This is a genomic window from Rhizobium sp. J15 (assembly GCF_002531825.1).
In the GTDB taxonomy this organism is placed as follows: domain Bacteria; phylum Pseudomonadota; class Alphaproteobacteria; order Rhizobiales; family Rhizobiaceae; genus Rhizobium.
Map to the genome: position 1 here is coordinate 12,865 of NZ_NWSX01000049.1, position 26,477 is coordinate 39,341.

Genomic DNA, 26,477 nt, shown 5'->3' on the forward strand with positions numbered 1-26,477 from the left:
CGGGAAAATTTCATGATCGCCCTGCGTTCCGTCCTCTTCAACACGATCTTCTATGCCAACCTCATCATCCGGATGATCGTGCTCTCGCCCTATTATTTCGTGGTGCCGCGTCTGACCGCCTATGAAATCCCGAAGAACTGGGCGCGCTCCAATCACTGGCTGATGCGCGTGATCGTCGGCACGACCTTCGAAATCGAAGGCCTGGAGAACCTGCCCGACGGCAGCTACATCCTGGCGCCGAAGCATCAATCCTTCTGGGATACCTATGCGCTGCTGCCCCGGCTCAAGGACCCGGTCTACATCCTGAAGCGCGAGCTGATGTGGATTCCGCTCTTCGGCTGGTATGCCAAGAAGCAGCGCATGATCCCGGTCGATCGCGGCGCCCGCGGCAAGGTGATGGTGGAGGTGCTGAAACGCACGAGGGAAGAGCTTGCCACCGGCCGCCAGCTCATCATCTATCCCGAGGGCACCCGCCGTCCGCCGGGCGCGGAACCGGTCTATAAATACGGCATCGCCCGCATGTACCGCGACCTTGGCATCCCCGTCGTGCCGATCGCCATGCATCCCGGCCTCTTCTGGCCGCGTCGGAGCATCCGCCGTTACCCCGGCCATTTCAAGGTGAGGATCCTGCCGCCGATCATGCCGGGCATGGATCCCGACGCCTTCTTCGCCCATCTGATCGAGGTCACGGAACAGGCGAGCGACGAGCTTCTCATCGATACCGTCGAACGCAATCCGCATCTGCCCTTGCCGCCGACGGCAGTCAAAAGGCTGGCCGAACTGCGCAAGGTGAACGCCGCCACGGCGTGACTAAAGCATGATGCCGAAAAGTGTGAGCGGTTTTCGGCATCATGCTCTAACTCTTTAATTTAGAACAGGATTCAGATTTTAGGCCAACGGGCCTAAAATCCTCCTGTTCTAGGCGGCGCGCAGCCGCTCCACTTCGTCGACGACCTGCTCCAGCCAATGGTCCCGGATGCCCATCTGCTTCAGATGCGCAAGCGTGTTGAAGACATAGGCATCGTTCGGGCCGGATTGCCCCTTGGCCTCGTTCACCACCCGCGCCGCCGCAAGGGCATCGAGCGTACCGGCATATTGCTCGTGGCCGCGATCGGCAATGTAGGTCACCGCCTCCACCCTGCGGCCGCCGGCAAACTGCAGTCGCACCCGGCGTTCCAGATAGACGTTGGTGACGAGCTCGCGGGCGCGCAGATAATCGATCACCTCGTCCCACTTGTCGGGCGCAATGCGGAACGCCATGCCGCGGCAGGCCCCACCCCTGTCGAGGCCGAGAACGAGGCCCGGATTGTCACGCGTGCCGCGATGGACGAAGGAGCGCACGCAGAGCGAACGCCTGTAACCATGCACCAGAGCCTCTGCCCGTTCCAGGAACTCGAAGCCCGGATTCCACATCAGCGAGCCGTAGCCAAACACCCAAAATTCGTCCATATCGCACGCCAGACCGGAATCACTTTGCGATTCACCATTGGAGAACATCATGGCAGCGTCAAGCCGATCCGGCAGCGGCCAATCTGGCAGTAGCAAGAAATTCTGGTTGCTGGGCGGCGCCATTCTCCTGGCGATCGCGCTCTATACCGGCGGCTGGTTCTATGCCGCGTCGGCGCTGAAGACCACGGTGCTGAAAGCGATCGCGCCCCGCGACCAGGCGGGCGTCAGCGGCGAATGCGCCGATATCGAATTCCGCGGCTATCCCTTCCGCATCGGCTTGTTCTGCTCCAAGGTCGATGTCGACGACAATGTCAACGGCGTCTCCGCCACCTTCGGCGCACTGCGTTCGGCCGCACAGGTCTATGCGCCCGGCAATATCGTCTGGGAACTCGATTCGCCGGCGGAGATCCGCACCACCAACGGCCTGACGATCTCGGCGCAATGGACGAATCTCCAGGCGAGCCTCGCCACCAGGCTGAAAGGCATCGACCGCAGCTCGACGGTCATCGAGGGCCTGAAGGCAACGGCGGTTTCCTCGTTCACCGGCCAGACCGTCAACTTCGATGCGGCCCGCACTGAAATTCACTTACGCCAGAACGGAGCCGATCTCGACGGAGCGATCTCCGTGGAGGATGCAAACACCGCGATCAAGGACTGGCCGCAGATCTTCCCGAAACTCTCCGCCAGCATCGATCTCACCGTCGCCGGCAAGGCCGGGCTGATCGACGGCAGCGATCCGAACGGCCTCAACGGCTCCGCCGGCGAGCTGCGCCGCATCGTCGCCGATATCGGCGATGGCAAGGTGATGACGCTGACCGGCCCCTTCTCCTTTGACGAGCAGGGTTTTCTCTCCGGAAAATTCAAGCTGGAGATCGAACAGCTCGGGCCCTGGGGCGACAGCCTGAAACAGGCCTTCCCCGACATTGCATCGAGCGTCAACACAGCGACGAAGCTCCTGCAGTCGCTTGCCGGTGGCAAGGACAAGGTCTCGGTCGATCTCGTCGTCGATCACGGCAACGCCACCGTCAGTGGTTTCATCCCGCTCGGCCGGATACCGCCGATCTGACAGGCTCTGCCTTCAGCCGATGTGTTTGATGAAGAAAACCTCGGGCACCGATTGCAAGCCGGGCAGCTCGATGGCGCCGGTTTCGGTAAATCCGTTGCGGCAATGCCAGTCCTGAGGCCGGCTCTCGTCGCATTCGCTCGACGTCATCAGCAGGCGGGCGCCCTCGGCGCGCATCGCCTCTTCCCAGGCAAGAAACAGCGCAGTGCCGACGCCCGACCGGCGACGGGCAGGCTGGATACGGATCATTTCCAAATAGGGAATCCTGCCCCAGAAACGGGAGAAGCGCAGGAAGCCGACGATCTCGCCGGTCTCCCTGGCCACGAGATATTCGCCGAGCGCCACGCAACGCGATACCCACGCCTTGCCGGCATTGGCATCCTCGCGCACCAGCCAATCGATATCCGCCTGGCTCGCGCTCGCCACCTCCACCATCGCGCGGCTACTTCTTGTCCAGCGGGTGAGGGCGGCCGAAATCCGGTGCGTCGACGTCCTGGCCGGCCTGGATGATCGAGCGGCGGATGGCACGCGTACGGGTGAAGAGCTCGAAAATCTTGTCGCCCTCGCCCCAGCGGATCGCCCGCTGGAGATAGGCGAGATCTTCCGAGAAGCGCGCCAGCATTTCAAGGATCGCATCGCGATTGTGCAGGCAGACATCGCGCCACATTGTCGGGTCGGAGGCGGCGAGACGGGTGAAATCGCGAAATCCGGAGGCCGAATATTTGATCACTTCCGATTCCGTTACCGTCTCCAGATCGTCGGCGGTGCCGACGATGTTGTAGGCGATGATATGCGGCAGGTGCGAAACGATCGCCAGCACCTTGTCGTGATGTTCCGCATCCATCTCGTCGACCTTCGAGCCGAGCGCTTCCCAGAAGCCGCGCAGGCGCTTCAGCGCCGTCTCGTCGGTATTCGCGACCGGCGTGAAGATGCACCAGCGGCCTTCGAAGAGGCCGGGGAAGCCGGCATCGGGACCGGATTTTTCCGTGCCGGCCAGCGGATGTCCGGGGATGAAATGCACATTGTCAGGCGTATGCGGCTGCATCTGCGCGATGACGGAAGCCTTGGTGGAGCCGACATCGGTGACGATCGCGCCCGGCTTCAGGCTCCCGGCGATTTCCTTCGCGACACTTTCCGAAGCGCCGACCGGCACCGAAACGATGATGAGGTCGGCATCCCGCACCGCCTCTGCCGAAGAGGTCGTGTAGCGATCGCCGAGGCCAAGCTCTTCCGCACGCTTCAGCGTGTCGGCGCTGCGCGTGGCGACGACGATCTCCTTCGTAAGCCCGAGCCGCCGGATGTCGTGGGCGAGCGAAGAGCCGATCAGGCCGATGCCGATCAGCGCGATCCGGTCGAACAGCACGCTCATGCCTGACGTCCCATGAATTCGCGTAGCGTTGCGATGACGCCGCGATTGGCCTCTTCGGGGCCGATGCTCATGCGCAGCGCATTGGAAAAGCCGTAGCTGCGCACGGCGCGCAGGATATAACCACGGCTCGTCAGCAATTCGTCGGCATCGGCCGCGCGCTTGCCGTCGATGTCGGGGAAATGGATGAGGACGAAATTGGCGACCGACGGCGTCACCTTCAGCCCGATCGCTTCTAGGGCCTCCGTGAGCGTTTCCACCCACATCTGGTTGAAGAAAACGGCCTGCTGGACGAAAGCCTGGTCGCGGATGGCCGCGGCACCGGCAGCGATTGCCGCCGCATTCAGGTTGAAGGGTGCGCGGACGCGGTTTACGGCGTCGACGATCTCGGCGGGCGCATACATCCAGCCGACGCGAAGCGCCGCCAGGCCATAAGCTTTCGAGAAGGTGCGGGTCATCACCATGTTGGGGCAGGAAGAGACGACCTCGATGCCGGCTTCGTAATCGTTGCGGCGCACATATTCGGCATAGGCGGCATCGAGCACGAGGACGACGTGTTTCGGCAGGCCGGCCTGCAGGCGGCGGATTTCGCTGACGGGAACATAGGTGCCTGTGGGATTGCCGGGATTGGCGATGAAGACGATCTTCGTCCGTTCCGTCACCGCGGCAAGGATCGCGTCGACATCGACGGTATAGTCCTTCTCCTTGACGACGACGGGCGTCGCACCCGTGCCCATGATCTGGATCTTGTAGACGAGGAACCCGTGCTCGGTGATGATGCCTTCGTCGCCCGGGCCGAGATAGACATGGCAGAGCAGGCCGAGCAGCTCGTCCGAGCCGTTGCCGCAGAGGATGTTTGCCGGATTGAGGCCGTGCACGGCGGCGATCGCCTCACGCAGTTCGATCGCCTGCCCGTCGGGATAGCGCCCGAGATTTTCTGCAGCCGCCTTGACCGCCTCGATGGCTTTCGGGCTGGCGCCGAGCGGCGTTTCATTGGAGGAGAGCTTGTAGACGCGGGCAACACCCGGCGCATGTTCCTTGCCCGGCACATAGGATGCGATATCGAGAATACCGGGACGCGGAACGGGCTTGCTCATCTCAACGCTCATGGGTCGACCTTGGATTTTCCGGAAAATGACCAAGTGGCATTAAAGCGGAATGCGGTTCTTGTCGAGAGCCGGAAAGGGGATCACCGGTTGCGCGTCGTCGGCACGCCATGGGGTGCAAGAACCGGCACGAAGACGCGGCGGGAGGCGCGCGCCGCCACCGGCAGCCCCTGATAGAGCCGCTTCTGCGCCTCGACGATGATGACGCCCGAAAAGGCCGGCCACAGCGTCCGGCCTATCCGTTCGAAGGCACGGCGCAACCGCAGGATCGTCCTGAGCTTGGAAGGCGGGAAGAACAGCGCCTCGGCCGTCGCCCCGGGCGTGAAATTCGTCTCCCGCAGCAGATGCGTCAGCTGGCCGCGCGAATAAGGCCGGCCCGAACCGAAGGGCGTATGCTCCATGCGCGCCCAGACGCCGCGCCGGTTCGGCACGACGATGACCAGCCGCCCGCCCGGCGCCAGCACCCGCCAGAGCTCCTTCAGCGTCTCGCGCGGGCTTTCGGCAAATTCCAGCGAATGCACCATCAGCACCCGGTCGATCGACGAATCCGGCAGCGGCAACTCCTCATCGAAGACCAGCGTCGTTGACGAAAGCGAGCCCATCGGCCAGTTCACCGCCCCCTGCCCGGCCGGCATAAAGGCGAAGGTGCGCTCGGTATCGGCCTGGAAGCGGTCGAGGAAAGGCACGGCATAACCGAGGCCGACCAGACGCTCCTGCGGCAGCCGCACCCAGAGCGAGGAGAGCGCCATGGCGATCGATTGCTCGGCAAGACGCCCGAGATCGGAATGGTAGAACTGACGTAGGTCGACGATATCGGCGTGCATTGCGATAAATGTTATCAGCGGGCGGTTGGACTTCAAGGCCGGACCCTCTACATTCCCGCAAGACTCGCATGACAAAGGATTATTTGACGATGAAACCTTTGGAATTAGACGTTTTTCTCTGCCGCACCGACAATTTCGGCGTTCTCGTGCACGACGTGGAAACGGGCTTTACCGCGGCGATTGACGCGCCGGAGGAAGGCCCGATCCTGGAAGCGGCGACGCGCCGCGGCTGGAAGATCACCCATATCTTTACCACCCATCACCACACCGATCACGTCGCCGCCAATCTGGCGCTGAAGCAGCAGTTCGGCTGCGAGATCATCGGCCCGATCAACGAGGCGGTCGCTATCCCCGGCCTCGACCGGGCGCTGGCCGATGGCGACAGGTTCCTCTTCGGCGACCATACGATCAACGTCATCGAGACGCCCGGCCACACCGCCGGCCACATCTGCTATCACTTCGCCGACGACAAACTGCTCTTTGCCGCCGACACGCTGTTTGCGCTCGGCTGCGGCCGCCTGTTCGAGCGCCCCGCCGCCGACATGTGGCATTCGCTGCAGAAGCTCGCCGTGCTGCCGGATGAGACCGCCGTCTATTTCGGCCACGAATACACGCTCTCCAATGCCCGCTTCGCGCTGACGGTCGATCCCGACAATGAGCGGCTGAAGAGCCGCGCCGCCGAGATCGAAGCCTTGCGCGCGGAAGGCAAATTCACCATTCCGACGACGCTCGGGCTGGAAAAGGAAACCAACCCCTTCCTGCGCGCCGGCGACCCGGCGATCCGCCGCAATCTGATCATGGAGGGCAAGACCAACGAGGAAGTCTTTGCCGAGATCCGCAAGCGCAAGGACAATTTCTGATGTCTCCCGAGGAGATCATCCGCACGCTCGGCATGGAGCCGCATCCGGAAGGCGGCTGGTACGTGCAGACCTTCCGCGATACCTCGGGAGGCGCGCGCGGCCATTCGACGGCGATCTATTATCTGCTGACGGCGGGACAGCGGTCGCACTGGCACCGCGTCCATGACGCGGCCGAGGTCTGGCATTATTATGCCGGCGCACCGCTGGCGCTGCACCGCTCGGAAGACGGAACAACGAGCGAAACGCTGACGCTCGGAACCGGTCTTCCCGCCGGCGAGCGGCCGCAGGCGATCATTCCCGCCAACTGGTGGCAATCGGCCGAAACCCTGGGTGACTTCACTCTGGTCGGCTGCACCGTCTCGCCCGGCTTCGAATTTTCGAGCTTCGAGATGGCTCCGCCCGGCTGGAAACCAGGCGGCTGAGGCTACTGCGCCGCTGCCGGCTGCACCCGGGCCTTGCGACGGAACATTTCTTGAGCGGCGAGCACCGCCCCGCCGGTGACGAGAAGGCAGGCGAGCGCGATCCGCCAGCTCGGCTCGGCAAATCCGAACAGCGTCAGGATCAGCGTCGAAAGCAGCGGCGCGGCATAGCTCGCAGCGCCGAGGATCTGGATATCGCCGTTCTTGACGCCATGATCCCAGGCATAGAAGGCGGCCCCGACAGGCAGGAGCCCGAGCCCGACGACGGCGATCCATTCGAAGCCCGTGGCCGGCCAGACGGTCACCTCGAGGCCGAGATGGCAGAACAAGGACAGGATTGATGTCGCAAGGCAGAAACCGGTGACGACGTCAGTGGAGACGGCGTCGAAACGCCGCGTCAGCAGCGAGTAACCGGACCATGTGAAGGCGCAGAGGAAGGCGGCGCCATAACCGAGGGCATAGGCGCCGTCGAAATCGATGCCGTTGCGGCCGACGATGAGGAAGGTGCCGCAAAGCCCGGCAAGCGCGCCCGCCACGTGATACCAGCGCAGCCGCTCTCCCGGCAGAAGCGCCGAGCCGACGACGATCAGCAGCGGCCAGAGATAGGCGATCAGCCCTGCCTCCACCGCCGGCGCGTTCCTGAGCGCGGTGAAATAAAGGAAGTGATAGCCGAAGAGCCCCGCGATCCCCGTCACCCAGACCTTGGCCGGCTGCCTCAGCAGCGCCAGCCGCGAAGGATTGAGGATGAGCACCAGAATGCCGGGAACGCTGCCGATCGCAAAGCAGATGGCCGAAAGCTGAAACGGCGGCATCCTGCCCGAGGCCGCGGTGAGCAGCGCCAGGAACGACCACATCAGAATTGCGGTAAAACCGACCGCCGTCGCACGAAGCTTCACCTGTCCCCCTTCACGGAGGCGAAAGCTCCGTCAGCTGACGCTGCCATATTTGACGGCAGTGATCGTCACCATTCCATATTCAGTGGGAATGCGCACATAGACGGGAGCATATACATTTGCCGCCTGCGACTTGGCAAACCAGATTTCCATCCGGTCGCTCTTGCTGAGATAGTCGATATCCTTGCGGCCCTTCTTGTAGCCTGAGCGCGGCACGAATCGCACACCGCAGACGAGCGCCTTGCCCTTGAAGCCGTCCGTCGAGAAATCCTCGTCGCCCTTCGGCGAGAGCACCAGATCCATACGCGTCTCGCCGTCGAAGATCGGCAGCGTCTGCGAACAGACCTTGGTATCCCCGGTGAAAACGAGGCCGGAGATCGGATCGAGCACCGAGCGCATGTCGCGCGGCGTGACGTCGATCCAGTTCTTCGGCCGCTTCGGCGTCGGGGTCGTGGTCGCCGATATGATGTCGCCGTTGCGGTAGCTGACCTCGTAGACGCGGGCCTTCTTGCCGGTCTTATAGTAGAGCGAATACTTCACCGCCTGCAGCCGGTCGTTACGGACGACGCCGGTGACGCTGGTCTTTGCCGAGATGGTCTTGATGAGATCGGCAAGGCCGGCGGATTTGATATCGCCCGCGATCTTGTAGCTGTGATCGTCCTCGATCTGCGTCAGGAACGCGGCGCGCGCGATCGGCAGGCCGGCGAGCGTCACCCGATATACCGTCTGATGCTGGACCTCGGCCGCCGATGCCGGTATGGCAAGGAGTGCGGCGATGGCCGAAATGAAAATGCGTCTGCCCGAATGAGCCATGAGTGAAGCCTTGTCTTGCCCTGCGCCGGCAGCCTTGCTGAGCGCTCTATACTCCTGCCATGAAGGGAAGAAAACAGCAGCTTTTTGACAGAATTGCGGGAAAGGCCAAGGTTTGGCTTGACGCGCGCGGCCTGTCTGACTATAGAACCGCAACTTTCCAATCATGCCTGTTGGATTGCGAGCCCGGTTTTGCCGGGGATGGCAATTCGATGGCCCGAGAAAAACAAGAATAGGTGTTCCATGTCCCGCGTGTGCGAATTGACCGGCAAGGCCGTCCTGACTGGTAACAATGTCAGCCATGCCAACAACAAGACCAAGCGCCGGTTCCTGCCGAACCTGTGCCAGGTAACGCTGATCTCCGACGCCCTCAACCAGCGTTATCGTCTTCGTGTTTCGGCTGCGGCTCTTCGCTCAGTCGAACATCGTGGCGGCCTCGATGCGTTCCTGATCAAGGCAAGCGAAAACGAACTGTCGATGCGCGCACGCCTGCTGCGCCGCCAGATCGTCAAGAAGACCGCCGAAGCCGCTGCTGCGTAAGCTTCTGCCCTTCTTCAATACGGCTTCGAAAGGCTTGCACGGATGATCTCCGTCAGGCCTTTTGCTTTGCCGGCCTGTCTCTCCAACTGGTGGCATCACCCAGGATAAAAAAATGCTGAAGACCCGCTACACCATTGCCTATGTCGCTCTGATGACGCTTGTCGTCGTCGCCTCCAACTTCCTCGTCCAGTTTCCGCTGAACGCCCAAGTCGCCGGCATCAATCTCGCCGACATCCTGACCTGGGGCGCCTTCTCCTATCCGGTCGCCTTCCTGATCACCGATCTGACCAATCGCCAGTTCGGCCCGCAAGCAGCCCGCAAGGTCGTCTTTGCCGGCTTCGTCGTCGGTGTGACGCTGTCCTTCTTCACCTCCGTGCCGCGCATCGCCATCGCCTCCGGATCGGCCTATCTCGCCGGCCAACTGCTCGATATCGCCGTCTTCAACCGCCTTCGCCGCCAGGCTTGGTGGCGCGCGCCGCTCGTCGGCTCGCTGATCGGCTCGGCGCTCGATACGGTGATGTTCTTCTCGCTTTCCTTTGCCGCGTTCTTCGTCTTCCTCGGCCCGAACGATCCTTTCGCGCTCGAATCGGCCCCCGTCCTCGGCGTCTTCGCAGCAGAAGCTCCGCGCTGGATCTCCTGGGCGATTGGCGATTTCGCCGTCAAGATGATCGTCGGCCTCGTCATGCTGCTGCCCTATGGCGCGCTCATGAACGTGCTGCGGCCGATGCAGCCCGTCCGCGCCGGCTAAAGTCTGAGAAAGTCACCGCCGCCGCCGGACCGCACCGGCGGCGATAGCCGGATGCAGCAATACCTCCGCAGCCAGATCGTCCAGCTCTCGCGATGAATCGAGCCTGAGGACGGGCGCCGTCTGCGTTTCCAGCCATTGCTCATGCGCCGCAAGACTGCGGCGTTCCGGTCCGGCCGTGTCGTAGCTTGCCGCCCAATCCAGGAATTCCCCGCTTTTGACTTCCATGTCGCCGCCAGGCCCGATCCTGTTGCCGTATCGGGCGGTCTCCCGCGCGCGGATCCGCGCCATGCGAAGCTCCGGCTCGATCCTGAGGAAGACGATCAGGTCGTAGAGCGGTTCGACCGGCGTCCCCCATTTCAGCGCCGATCCGGAGAGAACCCAGCCGTCATGCCGCGCCGTCTCATCAAGGAGCAGCCGGATGCGTTCACCGGCCTCCCTCGGCGTCGTGAACGGCGGATCGGTAGGCAGCCAGAAGAAATCGTCGGTGTCGAGATGGGCGATATCGAGCCTTTCGGCAAGCGCAAGGCCGAGCGATGTCGTCCCGGAGCCGGAGGCGCCCATGACATGGATATGCACCACGACTTCCCTCCGAATGTTGCTGACCGACCGATCTACCACTCACTCAGATAGCCAAGCCATATGACGTCAGTCTGACGATGCCTGCTTGGCACCGGTTTCCGAAAGCCGAAACTCCAGCATCAAATTGCGCTGCAGGATCGAATGATTGTCGTCCGACACCAGAATGATATGAGTCATGCCGTCGGCAGCCTGGAAAGCATCGAGCCCTTCCATATTGTCGATCTGCGAGTTGAAATCGCCTTCGAGCAGGAGCTCGCCGCTAACGACGGCGCCGGGCCGGATATCTCCTCCCTTGATGCGCCGAAGGCGCATGCCGATGCCTTCCGCCATATTGAAACGCCGCTCCAGCAGCAGCAGGTCGCCGTTCGGCAGGAAGGCGCCGTCTGTGACATCGAAGCTGCCATCCCGCTCGACTGAAAAACGCCCTTTCAGCGGCCCGCTGAGGATGGCCGCCATCCGGTTGCCCTCGCTGTCGAGGCCGCGCTCGGAGACGATGACCACGCCGCCCTCGAGCGGGCTGGATGCCGGCGCCACGGTGATGGTCTCGATGCCGCGATTGTCGCTCAGCATCTTGCGTGGGATGAGCATCGGCAGCGTGGCGATGGCGCCCGATTCGGCAAAGCCGGGATCGGGATAGACATCGACGCGGTGCTCCTGCTCGAAGGAGACCAGTATTCTGTCGCCATCGAGCGCCACGCCCTCGGCATCCATGTGTCCCTTGCCCTCGAAGCTCCGCCCGGAGCGGTTCTTCATCGGCGTAATTTCGGCATCGGCAAGACCGGAAAGCCTGCCCTTGGCGTCGCGTTCGATGCTGCCGGTCAACCACTGGCCGGTATCGAGCACGACGATGAAATGTTTCTGGTCCTGCCGGAAACGGATGGAGGAAAGCGAGCCGAACAGCGCCCGGCTGGAAACCATCTCCAGCCCGCCGAGAAATTCCAGCGAGCCGAATTTCGTCTCCGATGATCCGATCCTGAAGTCCGTAATTTGCCGGCTAATGACCGGCACCTCGTCACCGGCTGACGACGAAGAAGCGCCCGCTGCGAGGCAGAAGGCAACCAACGCCGCGCGGCTGAGGCGCTTGACCGTCATTCCACGCATTTCCTTCCAGCGGCGTCAGCCTGCACGGCGTAGCCGGCCGCCGCGCGGCTGGGCGGATTGGTCTTCGAAGAGCGAGGCAAGCTGCTCGGTCATCGCGCCGGCAAGCTCATCGGCATCGACGATCGTCACGGCGCGGCGATAGTAACGCGTCACATCGTGACCGATGCCGATCGCGAGCAATTCCACAGGCGAGCGCGTCTCGATCTGCTCGATGACGGCCCGCAGGTGCCGTTCCAGATAATTGCCCGGATTGACCGACAGCGTCGAGTCGTCCACCGGCGCCCCGTCCGAAATCATCATCAGGATACGGCGCTGTTCGCGGCGGGCGAGCAGGCGATTATGCGCCCAGATCAGCGCCTCGCCGTCGATATTTTCCTTAAGCAGGCCCTCGCGCATCATCAGCCCGAGATTGGAGCGTGCCCGCCGCCACGGCGCGTCGGCGGATTTGTAGACGATGTGGCGCAGATCATTGAGACGGCCCGGGGTCTGCGGCTTGCCGCCGGCAAGCCAGCTTTCCCGCGCCTGCCCGCCCTTCCAGGCCTTTGTGGTGAAGCCTAGGATCTCGACCTTGACGCCGCAGCGCTCCAGCGTTCGGGCGAGAATGTCGGCGCAGGTGGCGGCAACCGTGATCGGCCGGCCGCGCATCGAACCGGAATTGTCGATGAGCAGGGTGACGACCGTATCGCGGAACTGCGTGTCGCGCTCCATCTTGAAAGAAAGCGCCTGCATCGGATCGATGATGATGCGCTGCAGGCGGGCCGGATCGAGATAACCTTCTTCCAGGTCGAAATCCCAGGAACGGTTCTGCTGCGCCATCAGTCGGCGCTGCAGCCGGTTGGCCAGACGCCCGACCGCACCCTGCAGATGCGCCAGCTGCTTGTCGAGGAAGGCGCGCAAGCGCTCCAGCTCGGCGGCGTCGCAAAGCTCTTCGGCGGTGATGATCTCGTCGAACTCTTCGGTATAGACGTGATAATCGACCTTTTCGTTGAAATCGGCGAAAGGCGTGTTCGGACGGCGGGTCTCGCCCGGCGTTTCCGAATCGTCCTCGCCCTCTTCCATCATATCGTCGTCAGAGATTTCGGCGCCTTCGGTCTCGCCGTCCTCCATCTGCTCGTCGGCGACCTCGCTGTCTTCCACGGGGGCGGCATCGGTGCCGGCATCCTCATCGACCTCGTCCTGGTCCTGCTCGTCGCCGCTCGGTTGATCTTCCTGCTCCGACTGGTCCTCATTGTCGGCCTGGCTGTCGTCGTCGCCGTACTCCTCCGCCATTTCCATGGCCGACAGCATGTTGCGGATGACCTTGGCGAATGCCTGCTGGTCGTTGATCGCGCTCGACAAGTTGTCGAGCTCGTAGCCCGCCTTGTCCTCGATGAAGCCGCGCCAGAGGTCGAGCACCTGGCCGGCGGAAGCTGGCGGGCGCTGACCGGTCAGCTTCTCGCGCACCATCATCGCGACGGCTTCGCCGATCGGCGCATCTTCCTGGCGTTCGATACCGGTGAAATTCGCCTTGGAATATTTCTCTTCCGTCATGGAGCGCAGGTTGGCCGCCACGCCCTCCATGCGCAACGCACCGATCGATTCGACACGCGCCTGCTCGACCGCATCGAAGATCGCCCGGGCGTCCGAGCCCTGCGGCGCCATCGTCGTATGCACCTTCTCGTCATGGCAGGCGAGCCGCAGCGCCATGGAATCGCCGAGCCCGCGGGTGACCGCGAGCTCGTGCGCCGTCGGTCGCTTGGAAAGCTCCGGCAGCCGGATACGCTCGCCGGTCATTCCAGGCCGTTCGTTGGCGAAGGTTACCTCGACATCGCTATCGCCGGCGATCGAGCGTACGCAGCCGGATATCGCCCGGCGCAACGGCTCGACGTCGACGGGCGCACCGGGCTTTGCTTTCGAATTGTCACCGCGAGCTGCCATGATCGGTCGGTCTCAGGCTCCGAGAACGATGTTGGCGGCACTTTCCTTCAGCTCGACGCCGAAGGCGCGCTGATAATGCTCGGCGACCAGCGGGCGCTCCAGCTCGTCGCACTTATTGAGGAAGGTGACGCGGAAGGCGAAGGCGAGATCGCCGAAGATCTCGGCGTTTTCGGCCCAGGTGATGACGGTACGCGGGCTCATGACGGTCGAGAGGTCGCCGTTCATGAAGGCGGCGCGCGTCAGGTCGGCGACCCGCACCATCTTGGAAACCGTCTCGCGGCCGTTCTTGTCCTTGCCGAAGCTCTTCACCTTGGCGGCGACGATGTTCACTTCATGATCGTGCGGCAGGTAGTTCAGCGTCGTCACGATCGACCACCGGTCCATCTGCGCCTGGTTGATCTGCTGCGTGCCGTGATAGAGGCCTGTGGTATCACCGAGGCCGATGGTGTTTGCCGTCGCAAACAGGCGGAAGGCCGGGTGCGGCCGGATGACGCGGCTCTGGTCGAGCAGCGTCAGGCGGCCGGAAGATTCCAGCACGCGCTGGATGACGAACATCACGTCCGGGCGGCCGGCATCATATTCGTCGAAGACGAGCGCCACATTGTGCTGGTAGGCCCAGGGCAGAATGCCGTCCTTGAATTCGGTGACCTGCAGCCCGTCCTTGACGACGATCGCATCCTTGCCGACGAGATCGATACGGCTGACATGGCTGTCGAGGTTGATGCGCACGCAAGGCCAGTTGAGCCGCGCCGCCACCTGCTCGATATGCGAGGATTTGCCGGTGCCGTGATAGCCGGAGACCATCACGCGGCGGTTATGCGCGAAGCCTGCGAGAATGGCGAGCGTCGTTTCACGGTCGAAGAGGTAATCGGGATCGAGATCCGGCACATAGGCGTCGCCCTTGCTGTAGGCGGGAACGCGGATGTCGGAATCGATGCCGAAGGTCTCGCGAACCGAAACGGTGGTGTCGGGCAGTTCTGAAATATCGAGGTCGATCTTGCTCATCATGTCTCCAAGGCGGGTGAAACCACCCGGCCATACTGTCTCAGGCCATGTCGCAACCGTGACGCCGCGATTATCTCCGCGTCCGTCCAGGTCGGAACGTCGGCGATACTTCTCCGGGACTGAGACGAAACCTCGGCGGGATGATGACCGCTTGCGAGCATTCTTGAAAGAGTCCCGGACAAGAAACGCCGCGTCCGGAAGGTCGGCGGAGGCGATGTCAGGAAAACGCAGAAATATGAGCCGCGTTTGCCTGCGGCCTCAGCCGATTTGGACCATACCCGATTGAAGCCCAAGAGCAAGGACGGGAATTAACAAAAACCGTTCTGCTTCAACAATTGATAGGCCTGGATGACGGCGCGGAAGCGTTCTTCCGAACCGCGGTCGCCGCCATTGGCGTCCGGATGGTGCTTCTTGACCAGTTCCTTGTAGCGGCTCTTGATCTCCGCCGAGGTCGCATTGGCATGCAGGCCCATCGTGTCGAAGGCCTTGCTTTCCAGCGATTTCAGCTTGCGCGCCTGAGGAAAGCGCGGCCCGCTCCCCTTGCCGCCTTCCTTGACGAAGCCGAAGGGATCGCGAACACGCGAATAGGCGCCGGAGCGCACTTCCGAATGCAGCGGGCTGTCCTTGGCCGACTTGTTGACGCCGACGGTCCATGTCGGCCGATGGCCGGTGATCGCCTCTTTCTGGTATCGGGCAATCTCTCCGTCCGAAAGGCCGGAGAAATAATTGTAGCCCTTGTTGTATTCCTTGACATGCTCGAAGCAGAACAGGAAGAACTGGCCCTCCGCATTGCGTCCCACGGGAGCGCGATGCGCGCCTTTCTTGTCGCAGCCGTCCCATTGACAGGTAGGCGGCGCCTGCTCTGTCTCCTGCTCGCGTTTGCGGCGTGTACGGATGCGGTCGAAATATTTGGAATCGAGTCTCATGGCGGCGCTAATTATGAGGCTGCCGCGACGCGACAACAAGAATTGACAAACAGGAATGTTGCTGGCTTGGTGGGAACCCTTTTCGCGAAGCAACAAGACCGGACGATGACCCTCAGGACCCGCATCGAAGAAAAACTCGCCGAAGCCTTCGCCCCCGAACGCCTGAGCGTCATCGACGAAAGCCATCTGCATGCCGGCCATCAGCCCGATATCACGGGCACCGGCGAAACCCATATGCGGGTGAGGATCGTTTCGGCGAAATTTTCCGGCATGTCGCGGCTGGCGCGCCACCGGGCAATTACCGACCTGCTGAAGCCGGAACTCGATGCCGGCCTGCATGCGCTGGCGGTCGAACCCGCCGCACCTGACGAACCGACCCGCTGGTAGCGACGCTGCAGCCTATATGGGTAGGCATCGCCGGCGATCCAAGCGGAATCAGGGTGCTTTCGTGCCGTCTTCCCCGGCCGGACGGATGCGCAGCTTGGTGATCCGGTTCTTCTCCCGCTTCATGACGACGAAGCGCTTCCCGTAAAAGGTGAAGGCCTGGCGCTCTTCGGGGATGGTCATGGATTCGTGAATGACGAGGCCGGCGATCGTCGTCGCCTCCTCGTCGGGCAGGCTCCAGTCGAGCGCGCGGTTGAGATCGCGGATCGGCACGCCGCCATCGACGACGACGGAACCGTCCGCCTCCTGGCGCACGCCCTGCATCTCGATATCGTGTTCGTCGGAAATATCCCCGACGATTTCCTCGAGAATGTCCTCCAGCGTGACGATGCCCTGCACTTCGCCATATTCGTCGACGACGACGGCGAAATGCTGCTTGCGCCGCAGGAAGGCGTTGAGCTGGTCTTCGAGATTGGTGCTGTCGGGCACGAACCACGGCTTCTGCGCGATCTTCACGATATCGAGATTCTGCGGCTCCATGTTCGGCTCGGCCAGCGCCCGCAGGAGATCCTTGGCGTGCACGACGCCGATGATGTTGTCGATCGTGCCACGCCACAGCGGCATGCGCGTATAGGGGCTTTCGAGAATGGCCCGCACCACCGCTTCCGGCGGATCGTCGGCATTGATCGCCCGCATCTTGGTGCGGTGGACCATGATGTCAGACAGTTCCAGCTGGCTGAGGTCGAGTACGCCGCCGAGGCGGTCGCGGTCGGCCTTCACCACCGATCCCTCGCGGTGCAGGAGATCGACGGCGCCGCGCAACTCCTCATGCGCCGTCAGCATCGATACCTCCCGCGACAGATTGATGCCGAAGAGCGCCAGGATCCGCCGGACGATCGCATTGACGAAGGAGGACACCGGACCGACGATGGCGACGAAGATCCTGGCCGGAAGCGCGACGGCAAGCGCGAAGCGTTCCGGCGTCGAAATCGCCCAGCTCTTCGGCAGCACTTCCGCGAAGATGACCAGGATGACGGTCATCGCGAGCGTCGCCAGCGCCACGCCGGAACTGCCGAACAGGCCGAGGAAGAGGCTGGTCGCGATCGAGGAGGAGAGGATGTTGGCGAGATTATTGCCGATGAGCAGCGCGCCGATCAGCCGGTCGCGCCGTTCGATCAACTGACGCACGAGGCCGGCGCGTTCGTCGCCGTTGGCCTCGAGTGTATGGATGCGGCTGCGCGACACGGCGGTCAGCGCGGTTTCCGAGCCGGAAAAGAAGGCCGACAAGAGCACCAGCGCGGCGATCGAAACAATCTCCGGCCAATATGCCGCGAGAAATTCCAGAGCGCCTTCGATCGTCATCAGACGTGTTTTTCCCTGAGAAAGCTGACGACCTCGGAGGCAGGAACGTCGTCGGCGACGAAGGATTGACCGATGCCGCGTGTCAGGATGAAGGTGAGCTTGCCGCTCTTGACCTTCTTGTCCTGCGCGATCGCCTCCATCAGCGTTTCGGCCGGCGGCAGCTCGCCCGGAATGTCGGACATGCGCGTCGGCAGGCCGACCTCCTTCAGATGCCGCTCGACACGGCGCGCATCGTCGGGGCTTGCGAGGTTCATCCGTGCGGAGAATTCATGCGCCAGCACCATGCCGATCGAAACACCCTCGCCATGCACGAGGCGGCGGCTGTCATAGGCGGTCGCCGCTTCCAGCGCATGGCCGAAAGTGTGGCCGAGATTGAGCAGCGCCCGTTGGCCGTTCTCGCGCTCGTCGGCGACGACGACGTCGGATTTGGCCCGGCAGCTTGTGGCAATTGCCTCGATGCGGGCGGAGCCGCCTGAGAAGACGGCCTTCCAGTTCGCCTCCAACCAGGCGAAGAAATCCGGCTTGTCGATCAGCCCGTATTTCGCCACCTCGGCGTAGCCGGCGCGGAATTCGCGCTCGCTCAGCGTATTCAGGACGTCCGTGTCGGCCAGGACAAGGTCCGGCTGATGAAAGACGCCGATCAGGTTCTTGCCGTGGCGGGAATTGATGCCCGTCTTGCCGCCGACCGAGGAATCGACCTGCGCCAGCAGCGAGGTCGGCACCTGCACGAAGCGCACGCCGCGCCGGACGATGCCGGCCGCAAATCCCGTGAGATCGCCGATGACGCCACCGCCGAGCGCAATGACGCAATCGTTGCGCTCGACCCGGGCTTCCAGCACCTTGTCGCAGACATCAATTAGATGTTCGAAGCTCTTCGTCTTCTCGCCGGCCGGCAGGACGACCGCGGCCGAGACAATGCCCGCTTCATCGAGACTTGTGACCAGCGCTTTGAGATAGAGCGGCGCGACATTTTCGTCGGTGACGATGGCCGCCTTCCGCCCCTTGAGACGCGAGGCGATCTCGGCGCCGGCGCGCGCGATCAGCCCCGGGCCGATCAGGATATCGTAGGCGCGCTCGCCGAGCGGCACGTGCACCGTCTGGGCGGCGGGAGCGGAGCTTATCGCATTCATGAGGCTGCACTTTCCTTATGGGCTTCGATCACGGCATTCAGCACCTCGTCGGCCATGATTTCCTTGCGCACGTCGCGCGAGAGCACGGTGACGTCAGCCTGCGCATAGATCGGATAACGCGCGGTCATCAGGTTTTCGAGCGTCTGCTTCGGATTTTCGGTCTTGAGCAGCGGCCGTGTATCGCGCTTGTTGACGCGTTCCCAGAGCACGTCGAGATCTGCCTTCAGCCAGACGGAGACGCCGCCCTTCTTGATATGCCTGCGCGTCCGCTCGTTGATGAAGGCGCCGCCGCCGGTGGAGACGACGCGCGGCCCGCCCTTTAAGAGCCGCTTCATCACCCGCGTTTCCAGCGCTCGGAATTCTTCCTCGCCATAGGCTGCGAAGAGCTCGGTGATCGTCATGCGCGAAACGCGCTCGATTTCGTGGTCGCTGTCGATGAAGGGGATGCCGAGCTGGCTGGCGACGATGCGCCCGACGGCGGATTTTCCCGCCCCCATCAGGCCGACGAGGATCAGATTGCGTGAACCGAGCGCGGCGCGAGCTCTGTCTTTCAGGCTGTCAGCAACGGTCAGCAGTGGTTCACTCATCGGTCCATTCACACTTTGTTTGCAAACCGTATCGACAAATGCAGGTGGAGCGTCAAGTCGCGGACAAGGGAATCATGGCTTGAATGGCGCTTCTTGCACTTGCGAATACGCTTCTTATAACAGAAGCACAGCATGAAGGAGTTGCCGGATGCCGACCCTGTTCCGTTTCCTGTTCTTCTGCGCGATCATCGCCGGGACGGTCTACGGAGCGATGTGGGCGCTTGTGACCTTCGTCGAGCCCGAGCCGCGCGACGTAACGATCCGCATTCCGTCCGAGCGGGTCAACCCGCCGCCGACGGGCACGATCGATCCTAGCAGGAAATGACGCCATGAGGGATCTCAGCCGCGTTCATGTGGAATCCTTCCTGGAGATGATGAGCGCCGAGCGCGGCGCGGCCGCCAACACACTGCAATCCTACGAGCGCGACCTCGATGACGTCAGGTCCTTCCTGAACGGCCGCAGCATACGTCTCACCGAAGCCGCCTCCGCCGATCTTGCCGCCTATCTCTCGTCGCTTGCCGGCCAGGGTTTCAAACCTTCCTCGCAGGCCCGCCGGCTTGCGGCGATGCGGCAGTTCTACAAGTTCCTCTATGCCGAAGGCATTCGCACCGACGATCCCACAGGCGTTCTCGACGCGCCGAAGAAGGGCCGCCCCCTGCCGAAGACGATGGGCGTCGAGGAAGTCAGCCGACTGCTTTCCCAGGCGCAGGCCGAGGCGGACGATCCGGCGGCCGGCCAGTTGCAGCGCCTGCGCATGCTGGCGCTTCTGGAGCTGCTCTATGCCACCGGCATGCGCGTCAGCGAGCTCGTTTCGCTCCCCGCCCGCGTGCTCGATCAGGAGGGCCGCTTCCTGATGATCCGCGGCAAGGGCAACAAGGAACGGCTGGTGCCGCTTTCGCAATCGGCGATATCGGCCTTGAAATCCTACGGGCGCCTGATGGCGGCGGAAAACGCCGCGGCCAAGGATCCGCAGGAAAGCCCCTGGCTGTTTCCCGCCGCCTCCAAGGAAGGCTATCTGCCGCGCCAGGTTTTCGCCCGCGACCTCAAGAACCTTGCGATCCGCGCCGGTCTGACGCCCTCGATGATCTCGCCGCACGTCATGCGCCATGCCTTTGCAAGCCATCTGCTTGCCAATGGCGCCGATCTGCGCGTCGTGCAGGAACTCCTCGGCCATTCGGACATTTCGACCACACAGATCTACACGCATGTGCTCGAAGAGAGGCTGCAGCAGCTCGTCCAGACGCATCACCCCCTTGCCAAACAGGCGAAAAAGCACGAATAGGACCGGCGACAAGGGGCGGAGCCAGGAAAACGCCCCGGGCACAAGGAACGGAAACGCACCTCATGCACAATTATCTCGACTTCGAAAAGCCGATCTCCGACCTCGAAGGCAAGATCATCGAGCTGAAGAAGCTCGCAACGGAAGACGAGAGCATCGATACCACCGATGAGATCGGCAGGCTGGAGGTTCGCGTCCGCGAGGCGATCGTCGAAATCTATTCCAAGCTCAATGCCTGGCAGAAGACGCAGGTCGCCCGCCATCCGCAGCGCCCGCATTTCGTCGATTACGCCAAGACGCTGTTCCAGGAATTCACGCCGCTTGCCGGCGACCGCAAATTTTCCGAGGATGCCGCGATCCAGGCCGGGCTCGCCCGCTTCCGCGGCCAGCCCGTCGCCGTCATCGGCCAGGAAAAGGGCAACGACACCAAGACGCGCCTCAAGCACAATTTCGGCAGCCCCCGTCCGGAAGGCTACCGCAAGGCGATCCGCATCCTTGAAATGGCCGATCGTTTCGGCCTGCCGGTCATTTCGCTGGTGGATACGGCAGGCGCCTATCCCGGCGTCGGCGCCGAAGAGCGCGGCCAGGCGGAAGCCATCGCCCGCTCGACGGAAATGTGTCTCGGCGTCAAGGTTCCCCTCGTTTCCGTCGTCATCGGCGAAGGCGGCTCGGGCGGCGCGATCGCGATCGCCACCGGCAACCGAGTTTATATGCTCGAGCATTCGATCTACAGCGTCATCTCGCCGGAAGGCGCAGCCTCCATCCTCTGGCGCGATTCCACCCGCGCCCGCGAAGCGGCGACCAATATGAAGATCACCGCCGAAGACCTGAAATCGCTCGGCGTCATCGACGGCATCATTTCCGAGCCGCTCGGCGGCGCGCATCGCGATCCCGACAGCGTGATAGCGGCAACCGGCGATGTCATCGCCAATGCGCTCGGCGAAATGGCCTCGCGTTCCGGCGAGCAATTGCGCAACGAGCGGCGGCAGAAATTCCTGAACATGGGCCGCAATCTCTAAGCAAGACTTGGCGCCGGTATCGATTGCGGCCAAACCTTGGCCACAATAATGTTATCTGTGACATTTGCGCTTGCGGGGGTATTCCGGGCACGTCATAGGCTGTTAAGACTTTGTGAAGTATAAGCCACTTATGATTCCGCTTCCTGCCCGGACTCCATAGGCGGACCGGGTCGCATCATCTTTATGGGCTAGTTTGAATGCGCATACGTCATTTTGCCTATGTCTCCCTCATGGCGCTGGCTCTGGCCGGCTGCAACGATACGTTGGAAACGGCGCAGGTCGATCTTTCCAAGGTCAAGAACAAGGTCGAGCAGCCGCTTCCATCCCATATCCTCGCGCAGATGTCCGCCAAGGGCATGGACCGCAATTCGCCGATCATGATCCGCATCTTCAAGGAAGAAGGCGCGCTCGAAATCTGGAAGGCGAAGACCGACAACCGTTTCGACAAGATCGCCGATTACAAGATCTGCGCCTGGTCCGGCCGTCTCGGCCCGAAGGTCAAGACCGGCGACCGGCAGGCGCCGGAAGGCTTCTACGACCTGACGCGCGCCAACCTGAACCCCAATTCGAAATATTATCTGGCGATCAACACCGGCTTCCCGAACCGCTACGACGCGGTGAACGGCCGCACCGGCTCCGACCTGATGATCCATGGCGCCTGCTCGTCCTCGGGCTGCTATTCGATGACCGACCAGCAGGTGCTCGAGATCTACGCCTTCGCCCGCGACGCCTTCAAGGGCGGCCAGACGAGCGTGCAGCTGCAGGCCTTCCCCTTCCGCATGACAGCGGAAAACATGGTGAAGCACCGCCTCGACCCGAGCTACGACTTCTGGAAGATGCTGAAGGTCGGCTACGACAATTTCGAAGTGACGAAGCGCCCGCCCGAAGTGAATGTCTGCGAGAAGAAATATGTCTTCAACCAGCAGGCAACCGATGGCGGCGCCTTCAATGCCGGCGGCAAATGCCCTGTGATGTCGACACCGCCGGCGCTGACGGCTGCGCTTGCCTCCTACGGCAAGACCTATGACGCCGACTATGCCAAGGCGATGAGCAAATATGACGGCATGGCCTGGTACGACCCGTCCGAAGCCGAGCGCAAGGCCGTGGTCGCCAAGCTGCGCAAGGGCCGCGAACTCGCCTTCGCACCGACCGGCACGTCGCTCGAAGCCGGCCGCATGGTCAAGGTCGCCGAACTCGAAGGTATGATGGCCAAGCGCACCGCGCAAAGCCTCACAGCCAACTCCGCGGCGGGCGCCACGCCCGCGGCACCCGCCCAGCCGCAGGCAACTGCCGTTGCCGCCGCGGCACCGGCGGCCGTGCCGGTGCCGACGCAGAACCCGCTGGCCTATACCGCGCCTGAACCGCAGGAAACGGCGGACGCCGCGACGAAGAAGCCCTTCTGGAAATTCTGGGCGCGGAACTGAACGGCTTGAACCCCGTTCTCTACGATCTTCGCGGCCTGAAATGCCCACTCCCCGTGATGAAGACGCGCAGGAAGCTTGCCGCCATGGCAAGCGGCGCACTCATCCTCGTCGATACCAGCGACCCTCTGGCGGTGATCGACATGCCGCATTTTTGCAATGAGGATGGCCACGAACTGGTCGAGACGGAAAAGACCGATAACGGCCACCGCTTCCTGATCCGCAAGCGCTGAATTTCTCATCCATGAGGCCAAGCCGAAGGCCGTCGTCGCGCGCCTTCGTTTTCCGCTGCCCACGCTCCCGCCGTCGAGGACGAATGTCGAAGCAGTTCAAAAATTCATCATACAACTTGGCAACTTTTGTATGTTGACATTATCCCTTGCCGGTTTTAGCCATAATGGGCCGGTTGGAGGAGCGGCAGGATAAGGGGTCGATCGAGACCTCTGTTCCACGAGAAGAGCGCAAGCGCCTGCATGCAGATGCAAATAGCCGTGCCATCGGTCCGATGGCCACGTCGATCCGCATTTGGCTTGCCCGGTTGGCCTCTTCTCACAACTTCTCAATCGTACCGACGCCAGTGCCTGATTGTGGAATATCGCCGGAAGAAGGCGACGCGTGCAGGGTTCCTTCCCTGGATTCGCAAAGCTGGCGCGCCGACTATGAAAAGTGAATTGTAATGCAATACGGGAGGATAGCATGAAAAATTTCGTTAAACTGGCGGCAGGCCTGATGGTTGCCGCCGCGTTCATGAGCAGCGCCGCCAGCGCTCAAACCGTACTGAAATCATCCGATACCCATCCCGACGGCTATCCGACCGTCGAAGGCGTCAAATATTTCGGCGAGCTGGTCAAGGAGCGCACCAAGGGCCGCTATTCGGTCGAGGTGTATCATTCCGCCCAGCTCGGCGAGGAGAAGGACACGATCGAGCAGGTGCGCTCCGGCGTGATTGAGCTGAACCGCGTATCGATGGCGCCCTTCAACGGCACGGTGAAGGAATCGATCGTTCCGGCCCTGCCCTATATCTTCCGCTCGGAAGACCACATGCACAAGGTCATGGACGGAGCGGTCGGCGATCAGATCAAGAAGGCGTTCGAACCGGCCGGCCTCGTCGTGCTGGCCTTCTATGATGCCGGCGCCCGCTCCTTCTACAACAAGACGAAGCCGATCAACTCGGTTGCCGACATGAAGGGTCTTAAGTTCCGCGTCATCCAGTCCGACATCTTCGTCGATATGGTGGCGGCCCTCGGCGCCAATGCCACGCCGATGCCCTATGGCGAAGTCTATTCGGGGATCGAAACCGGCGTCATCGACGGCGCCGAGAACAATTTCCCGAGCTACGACACCGCCAAGCATGCCGAGGTGGCGAAGAACTATTCGCTCGACGAGCATACGATCCTGCCGGAAGTGTTCGTCATGAACAAGGCCGCGTTCGACAAGCTGACGCCGGAGGATCAGGAGATTTTCAAGCAGGCAGCCAAGGACAGCGTCGGCAAGCAGCGCGAACTCTGGTCGGCCAAGGTCGCCGAATCGCGCGCCAATGTCGAAAAGCTCGGCGCGCAGATCACCACGCCTGAGAAGCAGGGCTTCATCGACGCCATGGCGCCGGTTTACGAAAAGCACGTCAAGGACGATGTGCTGAAGAAGATGGTCGAAGATGTGAAGGCCGTGCAGTAGCCGCAACCTGCCTTCTTTCTGATCAGGGATGGCGTCAGCCGTCGGGGTGGAGATATCTCCACCCCGGTTTCTCCGCCGTCTCGTGCCCATCTTTCGATCCGCCCGATAAGGGATGGTGAGCGCCCATTTCGACGAGGCCCTTATGTCGAACAACCTGACACCTGCCGCCAATTTCCTGACGCGGCTGAGCAACGCCGCGCTATGGCTCGCTGGCATCGGCCTGGTGCTGATGACGGTCTTTGTCGCCTGGCAGGTATTTTGCCGCTACGTGCTGAACGACTCGCCGAGCTGGACGGAGCCCGGCTCGGTCATGCTGATGAGCTGGTTCATCTTCCTGGGCGCCGCCGTCGGCATCCGGGAAAACAATCATCTTGGCTTCGACGTGCTGCTCTATGTGCTGCCTAAATCCGGAAAGCGCGTGCTGCGCATGATCTCGGACATCGTCATCCTCGCCTTCGGTGCCGGCATGATCTGGTACGGCGGCGCGCTCATCAGCCTGACCTGGAACACCACCTTGCCGTCGCTGGGTATCTCGGGCGCGTTCGATTATCTGCCGCTCGCCGCTGGCGGCGTGCTTGCCGTGATCTTCTCGCTGGAGCGGATCGTGCTGCGCCTCGCCGGCGAACCGATCGACGAGGTGCTGGATGAGGTTCTGCCGGCGGAGATCGCCGTCGAGATCGAAAACATCAATGTCGACCCGAAGGCCAACTTGAAGGTGTAACGCGATGGAACTCTGGATCCTGTTTGGTGTTTTCACCGCCCTGATGCTGATCGGTACGCCGATCGCCTTCTGCCTCGGCGTCGCCAGCTTCGCCACGGTGCTCTACATGGGCCTGCCGCCGTTGGTCATCTTTCAGCGGCTCAACTCCGGCATGAGCGTATTTTCGCTGCTTGCCATCCCCTTCTTCATCTATGCCGGCGATCTGATGGTGCGTGGCGGCATTGCGAGCCGCATCGTCGCCTTCGCCGCATCATTGGTCGGACACGTGCGCGGCGGGCTCGGACAGGTCAACATCGTCACGGCAACCCTGTTCGGCGGCATTTCCGGTTCGGCCGTGGCCGAAGCCGCAGCCGTCGGCGGCCTGATGATCCCGCAGATGAAGCAGCGCGGCTATGGCGCCGATTACGCGGTCAACGTCACGTCGATGGCGGCTCTGATCGCGCTGCTCCTGCCGCCATCCCACAACATGATCATCTATTCGATCTCGGCCGGCGGCAAGATATCCATTGCCGACCTGTTCACCGCCGGCGTGCTGCCCGGCCTGCTGCTTGCGGCAGCGCTGATGGTGACCGCCTACATCGTCGCACGCTCGCGCGGTTATCCCACGGAGCCCTTTCCCGGCCTGGCCATGGTGGCGCATTTGCTTGCCGTCGCAGTGCCCGGGCTTCTGCTGATCGCCATCATCTTCGGCGGCGTAAGGTCCGGCATCTTCACGGCGACGGAAAGCTCCTGCATCGCCGTCATCTACGCGTTGCTGGTGACCATCTTCGTCTACCGGCAGATGAGCTGGAAAGACTTTGTCCACGCCACGCAAGGCGCTGTGCGTACCACCGCAATGGTGCTGCTGATCATCGGCACCGCCGCCGCATTCTCCTGGCTGATGGCCTTCCTCAAGGTGCCGGCCTCGCTGGTTCTCTGGATGAAGTCGGTCGCCGACGACCCGCTGACGGTGCTGCTCCTGCTCAACGTCCTCATGCTGGTGCTCGGCACTTTCATGGATATGGGGCCGACCATCATCATCTGCACGCCGATCTTCCTGCCGGTGGCGCAGGCCTATGGCATCGACCCGGTGCATTTCGGCGTGATCATGATCCTGAATTTCGGCATCGGGCTGAACACCCCTCCGGTCGGCGCGGTGCAGTTCGTGGCTTGCGCGGTCGGCAAGATTTCCGTCTGGGAGGCGATGCGCTCGATTTGGCCGTTCTACGGCGCGGGCCTCGTGGTGCTCGGGCTGGTCACCTACATCCCGGCAATTTCGCTGTGGCTGCCGGCCGTGTTCAAATAGGAGGCCGA

Annotated in this window: 30 protein-coding genes; 15 read left to right on the plus strand and 15 right to left on the minus strand. The window is 62.5% G+C overall.

Annotated features, from left to right (window positions below):
• Positions 1-12 precede the first annotated feature (12 nt).
• A complete protein-coding gene (locus CO670_RS27375) occupies positions 13-810 on the plus strand; it encodes a 1-acyl-sn-glycerol-3-phosphate acyltransferase (protein WP_097593105.1) in 798 nt (265 codons plus the stop codon).
• A gap of 108 nt (positions 811-918) precedes the next feature.
• Here the strand turns inward: CO670_RS27375 and CO670_RS27380 are convergent, their stop codons facing one another.
• The gene (locus CO670_RS27380) at positions 919-1,449 is read right to left on the minus strand and encodes a gamma-glutamylcyclotransferase (RefSeq protein ID WP_088689333.1); all 531 of its coding nucleotides are present in this window, start codon (positions 1,447-1,449) and stop codon (positions 919-921) included.
• 49 nt (positions 1,450-1,498) lie between these two features.
• On the opposite strand from CO670_RS27380, the gene CO670_RS27385 reads away from it, so the two are divergent.
• Positions 1,499-2,515: a DUF2125 domain-containing protein gene (locus CO670_RS27385; RefSeq protein WP_097593106.1), complete on the plus strand. Its 1,017-nt coding sequence runs from the start codon at positions 1,499-1,501 to the stop codon at positions 2,513-2,515.
• A gap of 12 nt (positions 2,516-2,527) precedes the next feature.
• Here CO670_RS27385 and CO670_RS27390 read toward each other — a convergent pair whose 3' ends face one another.
• The 4 genes from CO670_RS27390 to CO670_RS27405 all read right to left on the minus strand — a co-directional run bounded on the left by CO670_RS27390 (position 2,528) and on the right by CO670_RS27405 (position 5,844).
• Entirely contained in the window at positions 2,528-2,947 is a 420-nt protein-coding gene (locus CO670_RS27390; RefSeq protein ID WP_097593107.1) for a GNAT family N-acetyltransferase, read from the minus strand.
• A 7-nt stretch (positions 2,948-2,954) separates the two neighbouring features.
• Positions 2,955-3,881 carry a prephenate/arogenate dehydrogenase family protein gene (locus CO670_RS27395; RefSeq protein WP_097593108.1) on the minus strand — a complete coding sequence of 309 codons (927 nt, stop codon included), beginning with the start codon at positions 3,879-3,881 and terminating at the stop codon, positions 2,955-2,957.
• Positions 3,878-4,975, minus strand: coding sequence for a histidinol-phosphate transaminase (hisC, locus tag CO670_RS27400; protein ID WP_176539035.1), 1,098 nt, complete (start codon positions 4,973-4,975; stop codon positions 3,878-3,880). Before hisC ends, CO670_RS27395 begins: the two co-directional genes overlap by 4 nt.
• Before the next feature lie 92 nt (positions 4,976-5,067).
• On the minus strand, positions 5,068-5,844 hold the full coding sequence (locus tag CO670_RS27405) for a class I SAM-dependent methyltransferase (RefSeq protein ID WP_088682887.1): 777 nt from the start codon (positions 5,842-5,844) through the stop codon (positions 5,068-5,070).
• A 53-nt stretch (positions 5,845-5,897) separates the two neighbouring features.
• Here CO670_RS27405 and gloB point away from each other — a divergent pair, with 53 nt between their 5' ends.
• Positions 5,898-6,668: a hydroxyacylglutathione hydrolase gene (gloB, locus tag CO670_RS27410; protein WP_097593137.1), complete on the plus strand. Its 771-nt coding sequence runs from the start codon at positions 5,898-5,900 to the stop codon at positions 6,666-6,668.
• Positions 6,668-7,090, plus strand: a complete 423-nt coding sequence (locus CO670_RS27415; RefSeq protein WP_097593110.1) for a cupin domain-containing protein — start codon at positions 6,668-6,670, stop codon at positions 7,088-7,090. Before gloB ends, CO670_RS27415 begins: the two co-directional genes overlap by 1 nt.
• Positions 7,091-7,092: 2 nt before the next feature.
• Here the strand turns inward: CO670_RS27415 and CO670_RS27420 are convergent, their stop codons facing one another.
• Together CO670_RS27420 and CO670_RS27425 are read right to left on the minus strand one after the other, a co-directional pair.
• The gene (locus CO670_RS27420; protein WP_097593111.1) at positions 7,093-7,983 is read right to left on the minus strand and encodes an EamA family transporter; all 891 of its coding nucleotides are present in this window, start codon (positions 7,981-7,983) and stop codon (positions 7,093-7,095) included.
• A gap of 30 nt (positions 7,984-8,013) precedes the next feature.
• A complete protein-coding gene (locus CO670_RS27425; protein WP_097593112.1) occupies positions 8,014-8,793 on the minus strand; it encodes a DUF3108 domain-containing protein in 780 nt (259 codons plus the stop codon).
• Positions 8,794-9,033: 240 nt separating this feature from the next.
• Here CO670_RS27425 and rpmB point away from each other — a divergent pair, with 240 nt between their 5' ends.
• On the plus strand, positions 9,034-9,330 hold the full coding sequence (gene rpmB, locus CO670_RS27430; protein WP_008527777.1) for a 50S ribosomal protein L28: 297 nt from the start codon (positions 9,034-9,036) through the stop codon (positions 9,328-9,330).
• Between the two features lie 112 nt (positions 9,331-9,442).
• Positions 9,443-10,078, plus strand: a complete 636-nt coding sequence (locus CO670_RS27435) for a VUT family protein (protein WP_097593113.1) — start codon at positions 9,443-9,445, stop codon at positions 10,076-10,078.
• Positions 10,079-10,090: 12 nt separating this feature from the next.
• Here CO670_RS27435 and CO670_RS27440 read toward each other — a convergent pair whose 3' ends face one another.
• From CO670_RS27440 to CO670_RS27460, 5 genes are all read right to left on the minus strand, one after another.
• Positions 10,091-10,657: an AAA family ATPase gene (locus tag CO670_RS27440; protein WP_097593114.1), complete on the minus strand. Its 567-nt coding sequence runs from the start codon at positions 10,655-10,657 to the stop codon at positions 10,091-10,093.
• 66 nt (positions 10,658-10,723) lie between these two features.
• Positions 10,724-11,749, minus strand: a complete 1,026-nt coding sequence (locus tag CO670_RS27445) for an esterase-like activity of phytase family protein (protein ID WP_097593115.1) — start codon at positions 11,747-11,749, stop codon at positions 10,724-10,726.
• 24 nt (positions 11,750-11,773) lie between these two features.
• Positions 11,774-13,675, minus strand: coding sequence for a cobaltochelatase subunit CobT (gene cobT / locus CO670_RS27450; protein ID WP_097593116.1), 1,902 nt, complete (start codon positions 13,673-13,675; stop codon positions 11,774-11,776).
• A gap of 12 nt (positions 13,676-13,687) precedes the next feature.
• Positions 13,688-14,680: a cobaltochelatase subunit CobS gene (gene cobS, locus CO670_RS27455; RefSeq protein WP_097593117.1), complete on the minus strand. Its 993-nt coding sequence runs from the start codon at positions 14,678-14,680 to the stop codon at positions 13,688-13,690.
• 308 nt (positions 14,681-14,988) lie between these two features.
• On the minus strand, positions 14,989-15,606 hold the full coding sequence (locus CO670_RS27460) for a J domain-containing protein (protein WP_085779650.1): 618 nt from the start codon (positions 15,604-15,606) through the stop codon (positions 14,989-14,991).
• 105 nt (positions 15,607-15,711) lie between these two features.
• Between CO670_RS27460 and CO670_RS27465 the strand changes: the two genes are divergently transcribed.
• Positions 15,712-15,993 carry a BolA family protein gene (locus CO670_RS27465; RefSeq protein ID WP_097593118.1) on the plus strand — a complete coding sequence of 94 codons (282 nt, stop codon included), beginning with the start codon at positions 15,712-15,714 and terminating at the stop codon, positions 15,991-15,993.
• Positions 15,994-16,041: 48 nt separating this feature from the next.
• On the opposite strand, the gene CO670_RS27470 is transcribed toward CO670_RS27465, so the two are convergent.
• From CO670_RS27470 to CO670_RS27480, 3 genes are read right to left on the minus strand one after another with little or no spacing between them, the layout of a single operon-like run.
• On the minus strand, positions 16,042-17,352 hold the full coding sequence (locus CO670_RS27470) for an HlyC/CorC family transporter (RefSeq protein ID WP_097593119.1): 1,311 nt from the start codon (positions 17,350-17,352) through the stop codon (positions 16,042-16,044).
• Positions 17,352-18,482 (minus strand): 3-dehydroquinate synthase, encoded by a 1,131-nt coding sequence (gene aroB, locus CO670_RS27475; RefSeq protein ID WP_097593120.1) that lies wholly within the window; start codon positions 18,480-18,482, stop codon positions 17,352-17,354. Before aroB ends, CO670_RS27470 begins: the two co-directional genes overlap by 1 nt.
• Entirely contained in the window at positions 18,479-19,069 is a 591-nt protein-coding gene (locus CO670_RS27480; RefSeq protein WP_097593121.1) for a shikimate kinase, read from the minus strand. The genes aroB and CO670_RS27480 overlap by 4 nt, the downstream gene beginning before the upstream one ends.
• 148 nt (positions 19,070-19,217) lie before the next feature.
• Here CO670_RS27480 and CO670_RS33110 point away from each other — a divergent pair, with 148 nt between their 5' ends.
• From CO670_RS33110 to CO670_RS27520, 8 genes are all read left to right on the plus strand, one after another.
• Positions 19,218-19,394: a hypothetical protein gene (locus CO670_RS33110; RefSeq protein WP_088677634.1), complete on the plus strand. Its 177-nt coding sequence runs from the start codon at positions 19,218-19,220 to the stop codon at positions 19,392-19,394.
• Between the two features lie 4 nt (positions 19,395-19,398).
• A complete protein-coding gene (gene xerD, locus CO670_RS27490) occupies positions 19,399-20,352 on the plus strand; it encodes a site-specific tyrosine recombinase XerD (protein ID WP_097593122.1) in 954 nt (317 codons plus the stop codon).
• Positions 20,353-20,414: 62 nt separating this feature from the next.
• Positions 20,415-21,368 carry an acetyl-CoA carboxylase carboxyltransferase subunit alpha gene (locus tag CO670_RS27495; protein WP_008527808.1) on the plus strand — a complete coding sequence of 318 codons (954 nt, stop codon included), beginning with the start codon at positions 20,415-20,417 and terminating at the stop codon, positions 21,366-21,368.
• Positions 21,369-21,565: 197 nt separating this feature from the next.
• Complete coding sequence (locus CO670_RS27500) at positions 21,566-22,792, plus strand: murein L,D-transpeptidase family protein (RefSeq protein WP_097593123.1); 1,227 nt, start codon at positions 21,566-21,568, stop codon at positions 22,790-22,792.
• A 5-nt stretch (positions 22,793-22,797) separates the two neighbouring features.
• Positions 22,798-23,022 (plus strand): sulfurtransferase TusA family protein, encoded by a 225-nt coding sequence (locus CO670_RS27505; protein WP_088689252.1) that lies wholly within the window; start codon positions 22,798-22,800, stop codon positions 23,020-23,022.
• 463 nt (positions 23,023-23,485) lie between these two features.
• Positions 23,486-24,463, plus strand: a complete 978-nt coding sequence (locus tag CO670_RS27510) for a TRAP transporter substrate-binding protein (protein WP_097593124.1) — start codon at positions 23,486-23,488, stop codon at positions 24,461-24,463.
• Positions 24,464-24,605: 142 nt separating this feature from the next.
• Positions 24,606-25,184: a TRAP transporter small permease gene (locus CO670_RS27515; protein ID WP_097593138.1), complete on the plus strand. Its 579-nt coding sequence runs from the start codon at positions 24,606-24,608 to the stop codon at positions 25,182-25,184.
• A gap of 4 nt (positions 25,185-25,188) precedes the next feature.
• Positions 25,189-26,469, plus strand: coding sequence for a TRAP transporter large permease (locus tag CO670_RS27520; protein WP_097593125.1), 1,281 nt, complete (start codon positions 25,189-25,191; stop codon positions 26,467-26,469).
• The last annotated feature ends 8 nt before the right edge of the window (positions 26,470-26,477 follow it).